The sequence below is a fragment of the Marinococcus sp. PL1-022 genome (assembly GCF_033845285.1).
In the GTDB taxonomy this organism is placed as follows: Bacteria; Bacillota; Bacilli; order Bacillales; family Marinococcaceae; genus Marinococcus.
Genome location: NZ_JAWXCX010000001.1, coordinates 825,376 through 843,529 on the forward strand (window position 1 = coordinate 825,376; position 18,154 = coordinate 843,529).

Genomic DNA, 18,154 nt, shown 5'->3' on the forward strand with positions numbered 1-18,154 from the left:
ATCCGCGGAGATGCGTTTACATCTCCGCGGATTTTTTTTCAGGTAACGGAAGGCACGTACTCCCAGTAGGCTCCATTTTTTAACGGCACATGCTTCATTTTTCTTAACAGCACAAGCTGTTTCAGCTGCTTTTCAGCTTCCTTTTCACTCCAGTCGAATACGACAGAGACCTCTTTGGTCGTAATTCGCGGATAGCGGGAGAGAAACCTTTCAAGCGTTAGTGAATGAGAAGGCTCCGGAGCGTGCCCGAGCATGTCGGAGAGAATTTCTTCGTAGACCTGATAGGGATACAGCCCGGAAACCTTCAGTCCTCCATCTTCAACGTGATCGTTAAAAAACACGAATGTTGGAGCTTGATCGACCTCCATCTCGCGGGAGGTTCTGATATCGCAATTCAGAGCTTTCCGGGTACAGGCAGAATGTATATCGCGCTGAAATTCTTCAATGTCCAGCCCGGTAGCTTCCGCAATCTGGATAAGCTTTTCTTCTGTGGAGATGTCCTGGCCATGCAGAAACAAATTCTCTCTAATATTCCGGAAAAACACTGAAGCCAGCTGCTTTCCCTGCATTTCTGCAGCCTTCATGGCGAGCGCAGGAATGTAAGCAGAAGGAGCCGAGTGCTTCAGCCACACGCTTCCGTCTGCCGGCATGCCGGTACGGGTAGCCACTTCCTCATAAAACAGAGCCATTTCTTTTTTCATATCTTCTTTCACCGGCTTCTGTTTTTCTTCACTCCAGCATTCAATGTTTGAAGTGAGCAGAAGCTTTGGCGTGAAATAGTGGCCGTATTCGATGAGCAGCTTTTTTAATACAGGCTCAAACGCCCAGCACTCCGGGCATAATGGATCCATAAAAATATATAATTCAAGCGGCTTTTTCGATAAATGTGTGTCGGTAGACTGCGGCATACTGCAGGAACCGGAACTGTCATCACAAAAAGAAAAATGCTCGTTGCCCATGACCAGTTCACGCTCCTTTCATTATGAATTTTCTTCAGTAGTATTTATCATGTGCTGTGCTGTCACCACAAGCCGCTGAAACATTTCCTGTCTGACGTCGTCTTCCATATTTATTTCTTCCATCGCTTCATCCATGCATAACAGCCAGGCCTTCGCCCGTGTTTCCGTAATTGGGAACGGGAGGTGGCGGGCCCGCAGGCGGGGATGACCATGTTCTTCTGTATATAAAGGCGGACCGCCTAAAAATTGAGTCATAAATTGCTTTTGTTTACGGGCGGTTTCCGTAAGGTCGTCCGGAAAAATAGGAGCCAGATCCGGATGGGCGCCAACCTTTCCGTAAAACGTATTAATCAGCTCGGAAAGTTTTTCTTCGCCAATCTGGTTAAAGCTCGATTTGAAAGCAGCCATAGTGAACCTCCGGAACAACGTTTTGACGTTCATACCTGAAAAGACAAAGCACTGGGACAAAACGTAATTATTGTATTTTCAATTTTTATTCTAGCAATGAGACCCGGCAACCGCAAATATTTTGAACGAAAAGGAACCCGGGGCAAAAAAACAACCCCGGGATGGAGTTGTTTTTAAAACGGATTATACAAGATCCTGATAGTTAGCAAGTACATTAGGCACGTATTTCTGGGTTTCTTTAAATGGTGGGATGCCGTCATATTTATCCACGTTGCCCGGACCGGCGTTGTAGGCGGCAAGAGCAAGTGTTTTGTTGCCATTGTATTTACTTAGCATATCTCTTAAATAGCGAATCCCGCCGTCGAGGTTTTGTTCCGGGTCCATCGGGTCCTTTACTTTCAGCATAGAAGCAGTACCCGGCATCAGCTGCATCAGTCCCATAGCACCGGCATGACTTTTAGCATCCGGATTGAAGCCGGATTCCTGCTTTACCAGAGCACGAACAAGCTTACTGTCTACGCCGTATTTTTCAGATAAACGCTCAATTGTCTGCACAATGCCCGAGCCTGAAGTCTGTTTAGACGAAGAAGTATTTTCAGAGGCGGGAGCCGTTTCTTTTTTTACTTCTTTGGCGGAAGGATCCGTGGAAGCACTGGATGCTTCGTCTCCTAAATGGCTGAAATAGCTGCTGGCACTCACCGGGTTTAAGAACAATGAGGAGGAGACGGGGCTGAAGCCGCTGCTGCTCTGTTCAGACATGATGGCCTGAGTTGATTTCAGGGAATCGTATAAAAAAGAACCGAAACGCCCAGCAGCAGAAGCTGTTTGCGAAGGGGCGGACGGCTGGCTGTTTCCTGCAGCTGCATTGGTTGAAGACGGGAAAAGAGAGGAAGAAATCGTCAAAAACATTCACCCCACTAATAAGATTCAGATAAGAAAAATATACCAGTATTTCAAATGAAGAACAATGTGCGTATGTTACTGTTTTTCATTCTGCTCCCGGCTGCGCTGAAAGAGACGTTCAATTTTGTTTGGTGTGCTGCGCAAGGGAAATTGATGCTGCTCTGCCAGTTCATTCATCCAGGCAGAGACGTCTTTTTCGCTTGGTCCTTCTATTTCAAGCTCATAATCGGTGGCCCCCAGGTAATGACTTCGGTCAAAAAAGATTTCTCCCGTACGGAAAGGCTGGGTGGCCCGGTAGGTCGTGAGGGTGCCTATATTTTCAACAAGCCCGGAGCCAATCAGCGTCTGAAGGCGTCCGGCAACGTCACCGGCAGGCAGTATCCCGCCTGTGATTGCTTCCTGTGCCTCCTGGGCAGTAATGTTCTGATTCCATTCGGTGAGCCCCTCCTGGGCGGGCTCCTTTAACGTTAAAGTGAAAGAACCAGCACGCTCGCGTATACGCAAAGCAGATTTTCGGGCACGCAGGTCGAAGCTGCTGGTATCAAAGTATGTATTTTTCTGCGAAGAAAAATCGTTTTCCTCAAGAGCGAAGCTTGCTGCAAGAGAGGAAAACTCCTTCTCCGTTAGAAGGTTCTTCGCTTCAATTTCCTGTTCTTTCGCCATGGTAAATCTTCCTTTCTGATACCGAATTACTGGAAAAACGCTATGCATTATCTTATCATATGGTTTGCGCTCTGTCTGTGTACATAAGTTATGATAAAATTAGGTACAGACAAGAAACGTATACTTTCCCTGTGTTGGAGGAATTATGACATGCAGCATATACTAACTGTAAATCATTACGAAGAAGAAAATGAATCATTAATAATGTATCCGGTGGAAGAATGGCCGGAAAAGGAATGGCAAAAATTACGGGACGGTGGACAAATGCTTGCAGATTCCGATGCTTTAACGCTTGTTTATGTCCTGGATATGGAAGACGAATTTGTGCAGCTGCGTATTCCAAAAAGAGTGTGGCCGCTTTTGAAAAAGGCTTATGATAACGAAAAACATGTTTATATAAAAAACGGAAGTGCCCTGCATTTAGAAAATTTTCATGAAGAAATTGATTATTTAATGGATAATGTGCCCGGAAACGGGAATTACGGTACTGAAATGGTATCTGCATTTGAAGAAGCGTTTAACGTATAACCTCATAATAATGTAAATGAGTGGTGGTAAACCATGAGTAACTGGCAGACATTCCTTTCGCCTTATATGCAGGCGGTAGAGGAAATAAAGGTGAAATTAAAAGGGTTAAGAGAGCAGTACCAGATGTCTTCACAGCACACCCCGATCGAGTTTGTGACAGGCAGGGTCAAGCCGGTAACAAGCATTCTTGATAAAGCCCAGCGCAAAGATATTCCGCTCGATGAGATCGACACAAAAATGCAGGACATCGCAGGTATTCGCATTGTCTGCCAATTTGTGAGCGACATTGATACCATTGTGGAGCTGATGCGGACAAGACAGGATTTTGAGGTTTTGGAGGAACGGGATTACATTAAGGAGAAAAAAGAGAGTGGCTATCGTTCTTTTCATATGGTCGTTTCTTATCCTGTACACACGATCGGCGGCCGAAAGGACGTCCTCACAGAGATTCAGGTACGGACCATGGCCATGAATTTCTGGGCTACTATTGAACATTCTTTAAACTACAAGTACAGCGGCGAAATTCCGGAGGATATTAAACACCGGCTGCAGCGGGCTGCCGAAGCTGCATTTCAACTCGATGAAGAAATGTCCAAAATTAAAGGCGAGGTACGGGAAGCACAGCGTATCTATATGCAAAACAGGGAAAGTGAGGGTCCAAATACATGAGTATCCCGTCCACCGATGAAAATATGCGATATAATGTTACGTCCCGGGGAGATGACACCTCCAATGAAATCAGGGACAAAGTGCTTTCATACCTAAATGAATTCGGTCTGATTCACGACGAAATTCATCCGGATATCGTTATTACTGTAGGGGGCGATGGCACACTGCTGCAGGCGTTCCATCATTATTATGAATCACTTGAAGACGTCTGCTTTGTAGGTATACATACCGGCCACCTCGGTTTTTATGCAGACTGGCAGCCTGAAGAAGTGGAGAAGCTGGTGATTCACCTTGCAAAAACGCCGTTTCAGGTGGTGGAGTACCCGCTTCTTGAGGTAATTGTCCGTTACAATGAACATACGAGATTCGAACGGTATTTAGCCTTAAACGAGTGTATGGTAAAAACGCTCGAGGGATCTCTCGTGTGCAATGTAGACATTAAAGGCGAACATTTTGAAACGTTTCGCGGAGACGGCTTATGTATTTCCACGCCGTCCGGTAGCACGGCGTATAACAAATCCCTGGGTGGAGCGATACTGCACCCTTCCTTATCAAGTATTCAAATAGCCGAAATGGCAAGCATCAATAACCGGGTCTACCGGACGATCGGCTCGCCGTTAATTCTGCCGCAGCACCATACCTGTCTTCTGCGCCCGGTGAACGATGTGGATATGCAGATCACTATTGACCACATCACTCTTGTCGATCAGGGCATTGAGTCCATTCAGTACCGGGTAGCAGAGGAAAAAGTAAGATTCGCCCGCTTCCGCCCGTTCCCTTTCTGGAAGCGCGTGAAGGAATCGTTTATCGGGGAGTAAAGGGATGCGGACGATTACATGGAAGGTGCCTGCCGATGCAGAGGGCCGGGAGATAAAAAGGTTTTTGAGCCAGTATAAGGATGTTTCGCGACGTGTGTGGAAGAAAATTGATACACTCCCCTTGTATATAAACGGGGAACAGGCCCGTGGAAACGACCGGTTAAACGCTGGGGACGAGCTGCAGATAAGCATTCCATCGGGAACGGTGCCGGCTCATTTTAAAGAGTCCCGGGAGCAGCTGGAGGTGTTGTATGAGGATGAGGACGTAATCGTCGTCAACAAGCCTGCGGGACTGCCGACGCTTCCAGGTAGAGCAGTAGGGGAGGAATCACTCGCAGGGAGACTTGCCGGCTATCTGCGAAGCAAAAATATACATTCTGCCATCCACCCGGTATCAAGGCTCGATCGTGGAACGAGCGGTATCGTGCCATTTGCCTGCCATGCCTACGCTCACTCCCGCATGGAAAAACATATGGATGCCGGATCCAGAAAAGAGTACATCGGGATGGTCGAAGGCAGGTGGCCGCAGGAATTTACGTATATCGATGTTCCGATCCGTCCGAGCACGGAGAGTCTGGTGGAACAAATAGCAGCACCGGACGGCAAAAGAGCTGTGACTACCGCAGAGGTGATCGAAGCACTGCCTGAGCATACCGTTTTAAAGTTTGGGCTAAAAACCGGACGGACGCATCAAATCCGGGTGCATGCCTCTGCGTCCGGTTTTCCGCTTGCTGGTGATACGCTGTATGGAAATGAAAATGAATATTTGAAAAGACAGGCGCTGCACGCCTTCCGTCTGGATTTCTTTCATCCGGTACAGGAAACAATGATCACTGTCACGGCTCCGCTCCCTGAAGATATTAATGATTTTCTGGCTTCTCAGCGGCTGAAGGTATTTAAGTGATCCGGCTGCAGCGGCATAGTGGAAGGAACCTCGACGAATTCATGCTCCGGGTAACGATAGGCGGTAAGCTTGTTTCCAAACGAACAGCCCGTATCGATATTTACGGTCCGGCCGACAAGTCTCGCTTCCCATACAGGAGTATGCCCGTAAATGACGAAAGGCCTTCCGCTGTACGAGGGGGCCCAGTCTATACGCTCAGGTTCGCGATTGGCGTTTAGCTTTGTCGGTCCGTACAAAACGACATTGCGGGCCCTGCGGTCCGTACGGCCGATCAACTCCTCCTGCATGCCGCCGTGGGACGCAAGAACATTTCCATCGTCGAACAGCTGATACAGCGGTGCCTGTTCAAACAGGTGCATAAATTTCTGCTTTACCTCCTGCTGCTCGTCCGGTAGAAGTGCTTCCCACTCCTGGATAGTCTTTTCAAGCCCGTGGCCTACCTGGACCGGGCGCCCTAAAAACCAGCGGTATAGTTTGTCGCAATGGTTTCCGGGCAAATACAGGGCATTTCCGCCTTTAACCATTTGGTCCGTTATACGGATGACCTCTATAGAATTCGGGCCGCGGTCGGTGATGTCGCCAACGATTATAAGCTGACGGCCACTGGGATGCCTGTAATTTTGATTATGATCATAGCCGAGTTCTGAAAGTATTTCGTTCATTTCGTGTGCGCAGCCGTGAATGTCGCTGATAAAGTCAAAATGTCTGTTCACTCAGACCTCTCCCCTCTAAAAAATGACGGCTGTTGGACAGCCCTGCGGTTCAATGATATAAAGGTAAAGAAATTATTTGATATTGATACAATCATATCTAAAGGAGAGACAACGATGCAATTATCATTAGAAGGAAAAACGTTTGTCATCATGGGTGTTGCCAATAAAAGAAGCATAGCCTGGGGAGCTGCTGAAAGCCTGGCGGAAGCAGGAGCCGATTTAGTATTTACATACGGACAGCAGCGCACCGAAAAAAGTGTCAGAAAATTGGCGGATTCGCTGGACCAGAAAGAACCGCTCGTCGTTCAGTGTGATGTTACCAATGACGAACAGATCCGCGAGTGCTTTGCAAAAATTAAAGAAGAAACGGGAACGATTCACGGTGTCGTTCATTCCCTGGCTTATGCAAAAAGAGAAGAGCTCGAAGGGGAATACTTGAATGCTACACGTGAAGGTTTTCTTTTGGCCCAGGAAATCAGCGCGTACTCCTTTACGGCTGTAGCGAAGGCCGTAAAAGAGTTCGATTTAATGACAGAGGGAGGCTCCTTTGTGACGATGAGCTACCTCGGGGCAGAGCGGATCGTGAAAAATTATAACGTCATGGGCGTAGCGAAGGCTTCTTTGGAGGCGAGTACCCGCTATTTGGCAAATGATCTTGGTGCAGACGACATTAGAGTTAATGCAATCTCAGCCGGTCCGATTCGTACACTGGCAGCTAAAGGCGTTTCCGGCTTTAATGATACCATTAAGGCTATGGAGGAGCATGCCCCGCTGCGTCGCACAGTTACCCAAAAAGAAGTCGGAGACACCACTGCCTTTCTGATGAGCGGAATGTCGAGTGGAATTACAGGTGAAGTTATCCATGTTGACGGAGGCTATCACGCGTACGGTATGTAAAAGCAGATCTGCAGAAACATGGCGAGTACTGCATTATTACCATTTAATAACGGGTTGAAATGCTTAATATATGGAATAAAGGGTAAAGAATACTAGTGATCATTTTTTCAGCAATCCATGCTTGTAAACAGTGGAGGAGGGGCTGAACATGGCACTTGTAGTTCCATATATTAATGCATCAGCCGTTAATTATGCCAATCGCCAGCAGCCGCCGGCTAAGCCGGGAGTACACCGCGTGCAGCGGGTGCAGCCGGTAGAACCGAAACGATATTCGAGTGAGCAGCAGGAAGCTTATAAGGCACTCGAAAAGAGGCATGGGCGTATTTTAGAAGAAGAAAATAAAAAAGGGCGGCGCATTCATACGCTTGCCTGAGAGAGCTGCCGTCCGGCAGTTCTCTTTTTATTTTGGAAAAGGAGGGAAAGTGGTTGAAACAGGAAAAATCGGTGGGGACGTGCGAGCTTTGCGGAAGAGAAGAAGTCGAACGCACGGTGCACCACCTGGTGCCAAAGGATGAAGGAGGAACGCACGGGGCCACTGCCTGGCTGTGCAAAGCCTGTCACAGGCAGATACATGCTTTATACAGTAATAAAGAACTGGCAGTAAGGCTGAGCACGATCGAACAGCTGCGGGCCGATGAAAAAATCTGGAGGTTTATTAAATGGATACGAAAGCAGCGGGGAGAAAAAAGGGTGAAGGTAAGACGGTCGAAAACGAAAAAAAGGTGAGCATCTCTGCTCACCAGCTAAGGGACTTTTTCATTTCAACATGGGGGATGCCGGCATCCATAAACTCTCCGGACGTGACTTCGTATCCTAGGGATTGATAAAAGCCGGAAGCGTATTTTTGTGCATTAAGCTTCATGACGGGCTTTTCCATTTCCAGAGCTTTATATTCCATGGCCTGCATGAGCAGACGTCCGCTTCCAGTGCCACGGAAGGAAGCATAAATACATACACGCTCCGCTTTAGCATACTCCTCTTCAAACCGGATCCGTGATGCTCCAATGGCCCGTTCGCCGTCATATACGACGAAATGGATGGCCTCTTCTTCAAATTCATCAATTTCTTCTTCCTCGGGCACGTTCTGTTCCTCGACAAAAACCTCAAAACGGACCCGGAAGGCATCTTCAAGCTGCTGCCTGTTACTGACTTCGTACACTTCAATCATAAAATGCAGTCCTTTCTCAATCCAGTTCAATATCAAACATATAAGCAAGCGAATGAAGCACGTCCTGCTCCCACACCTTCCATAAATGCCCGCCCTCGAGCTCTTTATAATGATAGTGGGACGCCTTGGCCGAAAGGTATTCGTACAAATCACGGTTTGGTTTTAGAAAATCTTCGACCGTACCGGCCGTCGTATCTACCTCCTGCTCTTTTGTACCAATAGTGTGGTACATCGTAAAGGAAGGCCAGTCCTCCGAGTTTTTCAGGGCGTTGAATACGGTGTCGTTAACAAGCGGTGAATGCATCACGACCCGCTGAAAAATGTTAGGATAACGAAGAGCAGCCATTAAAGACACCGTGCCGCCGAGTGAATCGCCAAGCAGTGTTCTTTCCTGAGGCGAGGATCCCGCGTGATACTCTTTTTCCATAAATGGAAGGAGTTCTGAGGCCATAAATTGAAGGTAATCAGTGTGGCCGTCCTCATCGGGATGGTACCAGTTTCTGCGCTGGCGCACAGAAGGATAGGGGACGCCTACGATGACGGTGTCGGGAGCACCTTCCTCCATCGCCTGTTCGGCGTAGCGGACTAAATGGCCGAGCCGGAAGTAATCCTTGCCGTCCTGGGCAATAATTAAATGATATGTAGACATAGGAGTGAATCCATCCGGGGTGTAGATACGTAAATCAAAAGAGTGATCCAATATTTCACTGTGAAATGTGACATCCTGCTGGGTACCGTCCATGACGTTTCACAATCCTTTCATAGGGAAATAGTATTAGTGAAGTCCCTTATTGTTGCAATAGCTATTGTAACATAATTTTAAGGGCTTTTATGTATTCCGGATTGCACTCGATAAAGGAGGCAGCAATATGACTAAAGAAAAAGTATCAAGTGAAAAAGTAGAAAAAGCAGCAAGGGATATGCTCGAGGAGCGCGGAGTTTCCCTTCAGGACATTGCAGATATCGTATATAATATGCAGGCAAAATATGCTCCGAATCTGACGATGGATGACTGCCTGGAAAGCGTGGATGCTGTATTGTATAAAAGGGAAATCCAGCATGCTATCCTGGTGGGCGTGGAAATTGACAAGCTGGCTGAAAATAACCAGCTGTCCGAGCCGCTGCAGTCACTGGTTGATACGGATGAAGGCTTATTTGGTATTGATGAGACAGTGGCGCTTGGTTCGGTATTTGGGTTCGGGAGTATAGCCGTTACTACATTTGGATATTTGGATAAAGCCAAGGACGGTATTATTAACGAACTGGACACAAGCGAAGATAAAGTGCACACCTTTTTGGATGATCTGGTCGCAAGCATTGCATCGAGTGCTTCTGCACGTCTTGCACACCGGATGCGTGACAAGGAAGAAGAGCGCACGAGCAGGCAGATTAAACACCGGGAAGATGAAGAACTGATCGGCTGAAAAAATCATGAGTAACCCCGCAGTTTTTCGGCTGCGGGGTTTTTGTGCGGATGATCATTGTGCTTAACAAATAAAACGATTGGGAGTACAATTATGTAGAGAAAAAGCAATTATAAATATAAGGTAAAGGGGTAGAAATTCTAGTGCAAGAAACCAAACCACGCTGGATATACTGGAAAAAGACCTTCCATTCAAAGTTTCAGGCCGGCTGTCTCAAAGCAAAGCTGGAGGAAAACTGGCACAACGGATATGAACTGGGACCACTCGTAGAAATAAGAAAGCTGCGCTCCAATAAATATGTGGTGCGATATACGTACGATGAAGCTTAAAGCTTACACATACAGCTTCACGAAAAATAGATTGAATAAGAAAAGGTAAGAGCCGTTTTATGCCCTGGGCATAAAACGGCTCTTAGTTATGACAAGCTATTCAGTGCTTTCCTTCCATCCTTGTTCAAACAGCATTTTTCCCGGCCAGGTGTAGGCCATCAGCCCACCATCAGCTAAAATAGTTTCCCCAGTAACAAAGGAGCTGTCGTCCGAGGCAAGAAAAAGAGCTACCGTGGCCATTTCCCTTGGATCTCCAAGGCGCCCCATCGGAGTGACCCATTTTTGTGCCTCGCGGAACTGCCGGCCGCTTTCTTCCTCCTGGCTGCCGGCAAGATCATCAATCAACGGAGTTTCAATAGTCCCTGGGGCGAGAGCATTCGCCCTGATTTTATTACGTCCGTAATCAATCGCCATTGCTTTTGTCATATTTGTAATACCGCCCTTGGCCGCGTTATAGCCTGAACGGTCCAAGTCGGCAGCAAGCCCCGACATGGAAGAGACATTGATTATAGAACCGCCTTTTTCAAGCATTAACGGTATAATATATTTGCTCACTAAAAAGGTTCCCCGCAGATCAACACTCATGATCTGGTCGAACAATTCCACTGGATATTCATGAAGCTTGCCTCCCTCCTGATCAATACCGGCGTTGTTGAACAAAATATCGATGGTTCCGTAAGTATTGTTCATATGCTCTGCAAACTCCTGAACGCTTGATTCGCTTGAAACGTCGAGCTTAACAGAAGCAGCTTTTCCGTTATTATTATTGATGGAAGAGACAGTCTCATACAAATCGCTTTCATTCACATCGGCACAAATGACCTCTGCTCCTTCTTCAGCAAATACCGCCGCAGTGGCTTTTCCAATTCCGTTCGCGGCGCCAGTTATAACTGCTGTTTTTCCGTTTAATTTCCCCATGGATATGTCTCCTTTCAAAAATAGCAGGTATCAGCCTGGTACTAATACCTGTTCCAGTCTCCTGGTAAACATTTGTAAACGAATGCATAAAATGATTTTATATATTTGCATCAAATAAAGAACGGCGGCATAATTTTAGGGAGAGCATAAAAATCGTTAGAACACAGAAAAGAGGAAGACTGATGAAACGTATTACCGTAGTCGGCGGGGGAATTACAGGGCTTACCGTTCTGTATTACCTGCAGAAATGGAAGCTGGAAAGCAGCAGCGATATTGAATTGACACTCGTGGAAAAAGAAGATAAAGCAGGCGGTAAAATACGGACCGTCCATCATGAAGATTTTATTATGGAGACGGGGGCGGATTCTGTTGTAGCCAGGCACAGCGCGGTGCTTTCGCTGGTTAAAGAAATAGGTCTTGAAGAAGAAATGGTGTATAACAGCACCGGAGTGTCATACCTGTATGTAAAAGACCAGCTGTACCCGCTCCCAAAGGATGCAGTCTTTGGCATTCCATCAGGACCTGTGTCGCTTTTAAAAAGTCCGCTTATTTCCTGGAAAGGAAAGGCCCAGGCACTTGGGGACTACGTAAAAAGGAATAAAAATTTTACGAAAGAAAGCTCAGTAGGGGAGTTTCTCGAATCCTTCCTGGGCCGTGAACTGGTGAAAAATCAGATTGCACCGGTTTTGTCCGGCGTGTACTCGGGGGATATTTACTCCCTTACTATGGCATCGACGCTGCCGTATCTGGTGGATTATAAAAATGATTTTGGAAGCATCATGCGGGGAGTTGCTAAAAACAAAAAAGCGTTCGGAGCGGGGGCAGGAAAAAAATTCATTTCCTTTCGAAATGGTTTGTCTTCGCTGCCGGAGGCGCTGCTTTCAAAGCTAACCGATACAGAGGTGCTGTTAGAACGGCAGGTGGAGCATATTACAAAGAAAGGGGAAGCGTATCAGGTGAAGCTTGACAGCGGAGAAAGCCTGGACACTGATGCTGTAGTTATAGCTGCGCCTCACCGGACTGCGGCGGAGATACTGCAGGATGAAGAAATGACAAAGATATTTAATCAGTTCCAAAGCTCATCTCTATTAAGTGTATATGCTGGTTTTTCCCTGCCGCCGGACAGTCTGCCAAGGGACGGGACGGGGTTTATCGTTTCTGAAAACAGCGACCTTGAATGTAATGCGTGCACATGGAGCAACCGGAAATGGACGCATACGTCGAAAGGGGAAAACGTGCTGGTGCGTTTGTTTTACAAAAGCTCCAAGCCTGCGTATCAGCGAATGCAGGAAGGTGGAGAAGAACTGATAAAGCAGACAGCGCTAAACGACCTGAAAAAAAGCCTGCATATCGAACAGCAGCCTGTAAGTCTTGAAGTAACAGACTGGGAACAGCTGATGCCAAACTATCATATTGGGCATAAGGCAGCTGTTGAGGAGCTTGAAGGGCTGCTGAAGGAGAAATTTCCAGGCATTTATGTGGCCGGTGCTTCATATTACGGGGTTGGTATCGGAGCCTGTATTCAAAACGGGGTAAATACGGCAGAAGCTCTGTACAAATATATTTAAAAAGCACGCCTCTTCCATCGGGAAAGGGCGTGCTTCATTACGTATCAATTGAATGCCTGTGGTGCAGGTAATCCTTCATAACCGCCTGCTGGCCGTCTACGATTGTTTCAGGCAGGGCCGAAGGGTCCAGGAAAGCCACCGATGCTGACTCATTAGGATCAGGCTGGATGGTGCCTTCTAAATGTTCAGCGGTATAGGCAACAATTACACAGTAAAAAGGGTCCCCGTTCGGTGCAATCACAAACGTATCCTCCCCGGAGTAAACATTAAAAAGACGGAGGCCTTGGGCTCGGAGACCAGTTTCTTCCAGGGTTTCCCGCACGGCTGTTTCTTCAGCTGCTTCCCCGAGCTCCATTAAACCTCCGGGAAAGCTCCAGCTCCCCGGAGGACTGGTTCTTTCCTGCAGCAAAATACGGCCTTCATCGTTTTCTGCAATAACGAGAGCGCCTACGAGAATTACTGTTTCTTTTCCGACGAGCCGCCTTAAATTTTCTACATATCCCATATGCCCCCCCCTCTCCGTGATATTTTCTCTACCATATCATGAAAATATGAGCAGGAGAAAACCAGTATTCATATTCATACGTAAAAATATGGTATGTTAAAGTGAAAGAATCAATCATACCCGGAATGGAAATACATTTCGCCGTTATTGCAGGAAAAATACTGTATAAACTGATCAAAAACCGGGAACAATACATTAAAAGCAGGAAATCGAGAGCAAAGTAACAGGGGGGGACGCTTGTATGTTTAAACGATTATTAATTGCAGTAGACGGCTCCGACCACTCTGCCCGTGCAGTGGAAAAAGCGATTGAAAGCATTGCGCCGGAGCTTTCCGAAGTTTATGCAGAGGTAGTTTATGCTACGACCTCCGCCCAGACGAAATCAAGCAGACTCAGCGAACACGAATTGTACATCCGGAAGCAGAATGAAGAAGAAATCCTGCAGCCGGCGGTCGAACGGCTGAGCGAAGAAGGAATAAGAGCAGAAAAAGTGGTGCTCCACGGGGACCCGGCAGCGGCTATTAGTGAGTACGCAAACGAATATGAATTCGATTGTGTTGTCGTGGGCAGCAGGGGACTGAACCCGCTGCAGAAAATGGTTATTGGCAGCGTAAGCAGAAAAATCGTGGAACAGATCCGTCATCCTGTGCTTGTTGTAAAATAGTTGTGCAGTGCTGACATAAAAGCTGCTTTTTCTACAGGCAGCTTTTTTATTATCGGAATTCTTTTCCTGGTGTACGTTTGTCCATTACAAACAGGCACAGGAGTGATAGAATGGTTTTCGTGCTGAATAAATATTATACATAGGAGTTTTCCACATGGCAGAACAAGAAGAGAAATTAGAGAGAGCCGTAGGGGCAAAATCTATCGAAAAATTGGATTTCAGGCTTGGGGCGTTCGGTGCTGCAGTCCCGCTGTTGTTTTTTGTTGTCTGGGCGATCACCACCAGTGTCCTTCAGCTGACCTCTGAGATTGGACTGGTCCTGGGGGCAGTGATCGGACTGACTCTTGGCATGCTGTTTAGTAAAAGCCGGTGGGCAGACTACGCCCAGGGTCTGTTTGACGGACTGGCCCAGCCTATCGGCGTAATCGCCATGGTAGCCTGGTTTTATGCAGGAATGTTTGCACAGGTGCTTCAGGTAGGCGGTTTGGTGGAAGGGCTTGTATGGACAGGAATAGCCACAGGTGTGACTGGCGGCCTGTTCACCGCAGTAACATTCCTGCTTGCTGCAGTCTTCTCGACAGCAGTCGGTACCGGCTACGGTACGACCGTGGCGTTCTGTACGCTGATGTTTCCGGCCGGTGTAGCTACAGGAGCTGACCCAGTGATGCTGTTCGCTGCAATACTTGCCGGTGCAGTCTTTGGCGACAACCTTGCTCCTGTTTCTGATACTACGATCGTTTCCGCGACGACACAGAATGCGGATGTACCGGGTGTGGTGCGCAGCAGATTCAAGTACGCCATTGCAGCAGCTATTCCAAGTGCCGTATTATTTGCGGTATTTGGCGGGGGAGACGGCAGTGCTGCCGCCAGGGTTTCCACAGCAAGCGTGGTGGAGGACGTATCGCCGGGCGGCCTGATTATGCTTCTGCCATTTTTACTCGTGCTTATATTGGCATTATCCGGCCAGCATTTAATCACTTCGTTAACGTGGGGAATTGTGTCTGCCATTCCGTTAATCGTAATTTCCGGTCTTGGTTCCTTTTCGGACATTATTCGTTTTAACCCTGAAGCAGATGCGGTAGTTGAAGGCGCGTTAATCGATGGTATCACCGGCTATGTGAACATGGCCATATTGATTTTATTAATTGTGGCGGCAGCTTATCTGATGAGACTCGGTGGAACGATGCAGGCGATTACCAACGGCCTGGTTCGCTGGATTAAAAATTCCGTACGCCGGGCGGAGCTCTCGATGTGGGGCATTGTAGCTCTTTTGAACAGTTCCATTACTATCAACACGGCTGCAGAAATTGCTGCGGCCCCGTTTGTCCGGGATATCGGGGAAAAGTACAGGATTCACCGTTACCGACGGGCGAATCTGCTTGACGCAGTAACATCTGCGCTTGGCTACATTTTTCCGTGGGGAGCTCCGGTGCTTCTTGGCTGGTCTACGATCCAGACAATGCAGGAGCAGTATAACTGGCTGCCGGTAGTCGAGCCTACTGCAGTATTTCCATTCGTCTTCCAGGGGTGGTTTCTTGTCCTGATTATGCTGCTTGCAGCAATTACCGGATGGGGGCGCCGGTACGAAGGAAAGAACGGGGAAGAGCTTCGCGAACGTCCTTCGGAATAAATCAACAGCGTGCTGCTTCGGCAGCGCGCTTTGTTTTGTTTACAGGAAATTTTTGAAAAAACAGAGGCGGTTGTTATATTATCTGCGAAACAACAATACCATGATGAAAAAAATTAGTGAAAATGCATGAAAAAAGTTTCTAATTTGAATCAGAATAACCAATGAACTCTGCCTTTGAATTCTCTAATATAAAACGTAAGAAATTCAAAAAAGGTGGAGAATAAATGAATGATCGCACAGAAGAGATGGAAATGCAGCAGCCGCAGTCTGAGAAAAAACGCAGGTTTCAAATGCCTCATATTTACGTCATTTTATTCATTTTTACTGCTTTAGCAGCGATTGCCACCTACATAGTTCCTGCCGGGACATTTGAGGAAATCCCGGGACCGGAAGGAAGAACAACGATTGATCCTGATTCCTACCAACAGATCGCTTCGGATCCGATAGGAATCGTTGATTTTATGCTTGCCGTGCCGAATGGTCTGGTCGCGGCAGCTGAAGTAGTATTTTTCACCTTCGTGATTGGCGGTATGTTTATGGTGCTTCGCCGCACCGGTATTATTGAAATTGCTGTGGACCGGTTAACACGGAAATTTTCAAACAAAAGCCTTGCGGTAGTACCTGTACTGATGTTTGTTTTTGCGTTCATTTGCAGCCTGATAGGCACCCAGGAGCTCAGTCTTGTGTACGTGCCTGTTATTTTACCGCTGATGATCGCCTTAAAGTACGACTCAGTGACCGCAGCGGCTATTGCGCTAATCGCTACTACTGCAGGTTTTACCGCCGGCTTTCTGAATCCAATTAACACTGGGCTTGGCCAGCAGGTAGCAGACGTACCATTATACTCAGGGCTTGGGCTGCGTATCGCATTATTTTTGACACTGGCTGTTATCGGAGTTCTTTGGGTGATCAGGTACGCAAGAAAAGTAAAACAGCGGCCGGAAATGAGCCTGACCTATGAAGAAGACGAAGAAAAACGATCATTATACCTGCATACGGATGATACAAAAACGTATACTTTTCATAAACGTCAAAAAATTGCTTCCGCATTTATTTTCATATTTTTTGGAATACTCGTTTATGGTGTACTCGCCCAGGGGTGGTTCATGCTTGAAATGGCTGGATTGTTTATCATAATGGGCATTGTGGTCGGCATGATTGCAGGGTTGACACCGACTCAGGTTTGCGATGGTTTCAATGAAGGCTTTCGGGATGTACTGGTCGGGGCTATGATTGTCGGCGTTGCAAGAGCGGTAGCCGTAGTGATGGAGGAAGGACAGATCATGGATACAATAGTCCATGGCCTGGGCACAGCAGTAAGCGGTATGCCAGTCGTACTCAGCGCTGTCGGAATGTTCGTCATTCAATTTTTATTTAACTTCCTGGTTCCTTCAGGAAGCGGGCAGGCGCTCGTTACAATGCCGATCATGGCTCCACTCTCGGACCTTCTTGGAGTGACACGGCAGACCTCCGTACTTGCTTATCAGCTGGGGGACGGCTTAGGTAATATTATTTTTCCCACCTCCGGCTATTTCATGGCTACGCTCGCGCTTGCCGGGGTCCCATGGCACAAATGGGTGAAATTTTATTTTCCTCTGCTTCTTATCTGGATGGGGATCGCAATAATCTTTTTAACAGGAGCCCAGCTGCTGCAGTGGAACGGCTGAGCGTGAGCAGTTTGCTTTGCATAGCTGCCGGTTATGAGTAGAATAGGTTCTGCATCAGCTTGAAGGATGTTTGAAAAGATGGGAGAGAGGAAAAGCATCTTTACATTCTTTCAGGCTAAATCAGAAAGTAATTGTGGAAAGGGTGACAATCGTCATGGCAAAAAACGTATTAATGGTTGTAACAAGTCATTCCAAAGTGAACAATGAAGCAAAAACAGGCCTGTGGCTTTCCGAATTTGCGGAAGCATATATTGAATTTCAAAACAAAGGCTATAATGTAACTATCGCAAGTGTAGACGGCGGAAAGCCGCCGATTGATGAAGGAAGCGTGCAGCAGGAAACGCGCCAGGAAATTCTGGATGCAGAAAAATACCTCGATGAGACAGTACAGGTGGATACCGTTTCTGCTTCAGATTTTGATGCCATTTTCATTCCTGGAGGACACGGCGCAATGTTTGATTTGCCGGAAAGTCAAAAAGTCCAGGAACTGATCCGTGAATTTTATGAAGCGGACAAATACGTGGCCTCTGTCTGCCACGGCCCGGCGGCACTGGTTAACGTTACTCTTTCAAACGGGGAGCCGCTTGTTTCCGGTAAGCGGGTGAACGCTTTTACGGATTCTGAAGAAGAAGATACCGGCCTCACAGCACACATGCCGTTTCTGCTTGAAAGCCGTCTTCGTGAGCTTGGAGCCGAATTCGTTACGGCACCAAACTGGAGTGAGCACGTGGAATCCGATGGTTTCCTGATCACCGGACAAAATCCGCAATCGACAGAAGCTGTAGCCAAAGAATTCGTTCAAAAATTAGGCAGCTAAAG

23 protein-coding genes are annotated in these 18,154 nt (G+C 47.3%); 14 read left to right on the top strand and 9 right to left on the bottom strand.

Features of this window, described 5'->3' with window-relative positions:
* Positions 1-38 precede the first annotated feature (38 nt).
* The 4 genes from SIC45_RS04190 to SIC45_RS04205 form a co-directional block, all read right to left on the bottom strand.
* A complete protein-coding gene (locus SIC45_RS04190; RefSeq protein ID WP_319631175.1) occupies positions 39-959 on the bottom strand; it encodes a ClpXP adapter SpxH family protein in 921 nt (306 codons plus the stop codon).
* Positions 960-980: 21 nt separating this feature from the next.
* Positions 981-1,367: a globin gene (locus SIC45_RS04195; RefSeq protein WP_319631176.1), complete on the bottom strand. Its 387-nt coding sequence runs from the start codon at positions 1,365-1,367 to the stop codon at positions 981-983.
* A gap of 183 nt (positions 1,368-1,550) precedes the next feature.
* Positions 1,551-2,270, bottom strand: coding sequence for a lytic transglycosylase domain-containing protein (locus SIC45_RS04200; protein ID WP_319631177.1), 720 nt, complete (start codon positions 2,268-2,270; stop codon positions 1,551-1,553).
* 75 nt (positions 2,271-2,345) lie between these two features.
* On the bottom strand, positions 2,346-2,933 hold the full coding sequence (locus SIC45_RS04205; protein WP_319631178.1) for a CYTH domain-containing protein: 588 nt from the start codon (positions 2,931-2,933) through the stop codon (positions 2,346-2,348).
* A 150-nt stretch (positions 2,934-3,083) separates the two neighbouring features.
* Here SIC45_RS04205 and SIC45_RS04210 point away from each other — a divergent pair, with 150 nt between their 5' ends.
* From SIC45_RS04210 to SIC45_RS04225, 4 genes are read left to right on the top strand one after another with little or no spacing between them, the layout of a single operon-like run.
* Positions 3,084-3,461: a hypothetical protein gene (locus tag SIC45_RS04210; protein ID WP_319631179.1), complete on the top strand. Its 378-nt coding sequence runs from the start codon at positions 3,084-3,086 to the stop codon at positions 3,459-3,461.
* A gap of 33 nt (positions 3,462-3,494) precedes the next feature.
* Positions 3,495-4,130: a GTP pyrophosphokinase family protein gene (locus SIC45_RS04215; protein ID WP_298783779.1), complete on the top strand. Its 636-nt coding sequence runs from the start codon at positions 3,495-3,497 to the stop codon at positions 4,128-4,130.
* Positions 4,131-4,153: 23 nt separating this feature from the next.
* A complete protein-coding gene (locus SIC45_RS04220; RefSeq protein WP_298784479.1) occupies positions 4,154-4,948 on the top strand; it encodes an NAD kinase in 795 nt (264 codons plus the stop codon).
* A gap of 4 nt (positions 4,949-4,952) precedes the next feature.
* Positions 4,953-5,852 carry an RluA family pseudouridine synthase gene (locus SIC45_RS04225; protein WP_319631180.1) on the top strand — a complete coding sequence of 300 codons (900 nt, stop codon included), beginning with the start codon at positions 4,953-4,955 and terminating at the stop codon, positions 5,850-5,852.
* On the opposite strand, the gene SIC45_RS04230 is transcribed toward SIC45_RS04225, so the two are convergent.
* Positions 5,828-6,565 (bottom strand): metallophosphoesterase, encoded by a 738-nt coding sequence (locus tag SIC45_RS04230; RefSeq protein WP_319631181.1) that lies wholly within the window; start codon positions 6,563-6,565, stop codon positions 5,828-5,830. The genes SIC45_RS04225 and SIC45_RS04230 overlap by 25 nt on opposite strands.
* Before the next feature lie 114 nt (positions 6,566-6,679).
* Here SIC45_RS04230 and fabI point away from each other — a divergent pair, with 114 nt between their 5' ends.
* From fabI to SIC45_RS04245, 3 genes are all read left to right on the top strand, one after another.
* Positions 6,680-7,462 (top strand): enoyl-ACP reductase FabI, encoded by a 783-nt coding sequence (fabI, locus tag SIC45_RS04235; protein WP_298783785.1) that lies wholly within the window; start codon positions 6,680-6,682, stop codon positions 7,460-7,462.
* 148 nt (positions 7,463-7,610) lie between these two features.
* Entirely contained in the window at positions 7,611-7,835 is a 225-nt protein-coding gene (locus SIC45_RS04240; protein ID WP_319631182.1) for a hypothetical protein, read from the top strand.
* Positions 7,836-7,888: 53 nt separating this feature from the next.
* Complete coding sequence (locus tag SIC45_RS04245) at positions 7,889-8,188, top strand: HNH endonuclease (RefSeq protein ID WP_319631183.1); 300 nt, start codon at positions 7,889-7,891, stop codon at positions 8,186-8,188.
* 10 nt (positions 8,189-8,198) lie between these two features.
* Here the strand turns inward: SIC45_RS04245 and SIC45_RS04250 are convergent, their stop codons facing one another.
* Both SIC45_RS04250 and SIC45_RS04255 read right to left on the bottom strand, forming a co-directional pair.
* Complete coding sequence (locus SIC45_RS04250) at positions 8,199-8,627, bottom strand: GNAT family N-acetyltransferase (RefSeq protein ID WP_319632925.1); 429 nt, start codon at positions 8,625-8,627, stop codon at positions 8,199-8,201.
* A 19-nt stretch (positions 8,628-8,646) separates the two neighbouring features.
* Positions 8,647-9,372, bottom strand: a complete 726-nt coding sequence (locus SIC45_RS04255; protein ID WP_319631184.1) for an alpha/beta hydrolase — start codon at positions 9,370-9,372, stop codon at positions 8,647-8,649.
* Between the two features lie 127 nt (positions 9,373-9,499).
* On the opposite strand from SIC45_RS04255, the gene SIC45_RS04260 reads away from it, so the two are divergent.
* Together SIC45_RS04260 and SIC45_RS04265 are read left to right on the top strand one after the other, a co-directional pair.
* Complete coding sequence (locus SIC45_RS04260; protein WP_022795240.1) at positions 9,500-10,054, top strand: phosphatidylglycerophosphatase A; 555 nt, start codon at positions 9,500-9,502, stop codon at positions 10,052-10,054.
* A 143-nt stretch (positions 10,055-10,197) separates the two neighbouring features.
* On the top strand, positions 10,198-10,383 hold the full coding sequence (locus tag SIC45_RS04265) for a hypothetical protein (RefSeq protein WP_022795241.1): 186 nt from the start codon (positions 10,198-10,200) through the stop codon (positions 10,381-10,383).
* 96 nt (positions 10,384-10,479) lie between these two features.
* Here the strand turns inward: SIC45_RS04265 and SIC45_RS04270 are convergent, their stop codons facing one another.
* Entirely contained in the window at positions 10,480-11,301 is an 822-nt protein-coding gene (locus SIC45_RS04270; protein WP_319631185.1) for an SDR family oxidoreductase, read from the bottom strand.
* Positions 11,302-11,483: 182 nt separating this feature from the next.
* On the opposite strand from SIC45_RS04270, the gene hemG reads away from it, so the two are divergent.
* Positions 11,484-12,869 carry a protoporphyrinogen oxidase gene (gene hemG / locus SIC45_RS04275; protein WP_319631186.1) on the top strand — a complete coding sequence of 462 codons (1,386 nt, stop codon included), beginning with the start codon at positions 11,484-11,486 and terminating at the stop codon, positions 12,867-12,869.
* Positions 12,870-12,906: 37 nt separating this feature from the next.
* Here the strand turns inward: hemG and SIC45_RS04280 are convergent, their stop codons facing one another.
* Positions 12,907-13,374, bottom strand: coding sequence for an NUDIX hydrolase (locus tag SIC45_RS04280; RefSeq protein ID WP_319631187.1), 468 nt, complete (start codon positions 13,372-13,374; stop codon positions 12,907-12,909).
* Between the two features lie 241 nt (positions 13,375-13,615).
* On the opposite strand from SIC45_RS04280, the gene SIC45_RS04285 reads away from it, so the two are divergent.
* From SIC45_RS04285 to SIC45_RS04300, 4 genes are all read left to right on the top strand, one after another.
* Positions 13,616-14,038, top strand: a complete 423-nt coding sequence (locus SIC45_RS04285) for a universal stress protein (RefSeq protein WP_298783805.1) — start codon at positions 13,616-13,618, stop codon at positions 14,036-14,038.
* A gap of 154 nt (positions 14,039-14,192) precedes the next feature.
* Positions 14,193-15,668 carry a Na+/H+ antiporter NhaC family protein gene (locus SIC45_RS04290; protein WP_319631188.1) on the top strand — a complete coding sequence of 492 codons (1,476 nt, stop codon included), beginning with the start codon at positions 14,193-14,195 and terminating at the stop codon, positions 15,666-15,668.
* Positions 15,669-15,892: 224 nt separating this feature from the next.
* A complete protein-coding gene (locus tag SIC45_RS04295) occupies positions 15,893-17,335 on the top strand; it encodes an SLC13 family permease (RefSeq protein WP_319631189.1) in 1,443 nt (480 codons plus the stop codon).
* 154 nt (positions 17,336-17,489) lie between these two features.
* Complete coding sequence (locus tag SIC45_RS04300; protein WP_298783810.1) at positions 17,490-18,152, top strand: type 1 glutamine amidotransferase domain-containing protein; 663 nt, start codon at positions 17,490-17,492, stop codon at positions 18,150-18,152.
* Positions 18,153-18,154 lie beyond the last annotated feature (2 nt).

What these genes read in the sequence shown, in the direction of transcription:
- SIC45_RS04190 (WP_319631175.1), bottom strand. Translation starts at nt 959, where the DNA reads ATGGGCAACGAGCATTTTTCTTTTTGTGATGACAGTTCCGGTTCCTGC.
- SIC45_RS04195 (WP_319631176.1), bottom strand. Translation starts at nt 1,367, where the DNA reads ATGGCTGCTTTCAAATCGAGCTTTAACCAGATTGGCGAAGAAAAACTT.
- SIC45_RS04205 (WP_319631178.1), bottom strand. Translation starts at nt 2,933, where the DNA reads ATGGCGAAAGAACAGGAAATTGAAGCGAAGAACCTTCTAACGGAGAAG.
- SIC45_RS04210 (WP_319631179.1), top strand. Translation starts at nt 3,084, where the DNA reads ATGCAGCATATACTAACTGTAAATCATTACGAAGAAGAAAATGAATCA.
- SIC45_RS04215 (WP_298783779.1), top strand. Translation starts at nt 3,495, where the DNA reads ATGAGTAACTGGCAGACATTCCTTTCGCCTTATATGCAGGCGGTAGAG.
- SIC45_RS04220 (WP_298784479.1), top strand. Translation starts at nt 4,154, where the DNA reads ATGCGATATAATGTTACGTCCCGGGGAGATGACACCTCCAATGAAATC.
- SIC45_RS04225 (WP_319631180.1), top strand. Translation starts at nt 4,953, where the DNA reads ATGCGGACGATTACATGGAAGGTGCCTGCCGATGCAGAGGGCCGGGAG.
- fabI (WP_298783785.1), top strand. Translation starts at nt 6,680, where the DNA reads ATGCAATTATCATTAGAAGGAAAAACGTTTGTCATCATGGGTGTTGCC.
- SIC45_RS04240 (WP_319631182.1), top strand. Translation starts at nt 7,611, where the DNA reads ATGGCACTTGTAGTTCCATATATTAATGCATCAGCCGTTAATTATGCC.
- SIC45_RS04255 (WP_319631184.1), bottom strand. Translation starts at nt 9,372, where the DNA reads ATGGACGGTACCCAGCAGGATGTCACATTTCACAGTGAAATATTGGAT.
- SIC45_RS04260 (WP_022795240.1), top strand. Translation starts at nt 9,500, where the DNA reads ATGACTAAAGAAAAAGTATCAAGTGAAAAAGTAGAAAAAGCAGCAAGG.
- SIC45_RS04270 (WP_319631185.1), bottom strand. Translation starts at nt 11,301, where the DNA reads ATGGGGAAATTAAACGGAAAAACAGCAGTTATAACTGGCGCCGCGAAC.
- hemG (WP_319631186.1), top strand. Translation starts at nt 11,484, where the DNA reads ATGAAACGTATTACCGTAGTCGGCGGGGGAATTACAGGGCTTACCGTT.
- SIC45_RS04280 (WP_319631187.1), bottom strand. Translation starts at nt 13,374, where the DNA reads ATGGGATATGTAGAAAATTTAAGGCGGCTCGTCGGAAAAGAAACAGTA.
- SIC45_RS04285 (WP_298783805.1), top strand. Translation starts at nt 13,616, where the DNA reads ATGTTTAAACGATTATTAATTGCAGTAGACGGCTCCGACCACTCTGCC.
- SIC45_RS04290 (WP_319631188.1), top strand. Translation starts at nt 14,193, where the DNA reads ATGGCAGAACAAGAAGAGAAATTAGAGAGAGCCGTAGGGGCAAAATCT.
- SIC45_RS04295 (WP_319631189.1), top strand. Translation starts at nt 15,893, where the DNA reads ATGAATGATCGCACAGAAGAGATGGAAATGCAGCAGCCGCAGTCTGAG.
- SIC45_RS04300 (WP_298783810.1), top strand. Translation starts at nt 17,490, where the DNA reads ATGGCAAAAAACGTATTAATGGTTGTAACAAGTCATTCCAAAGTGAAC.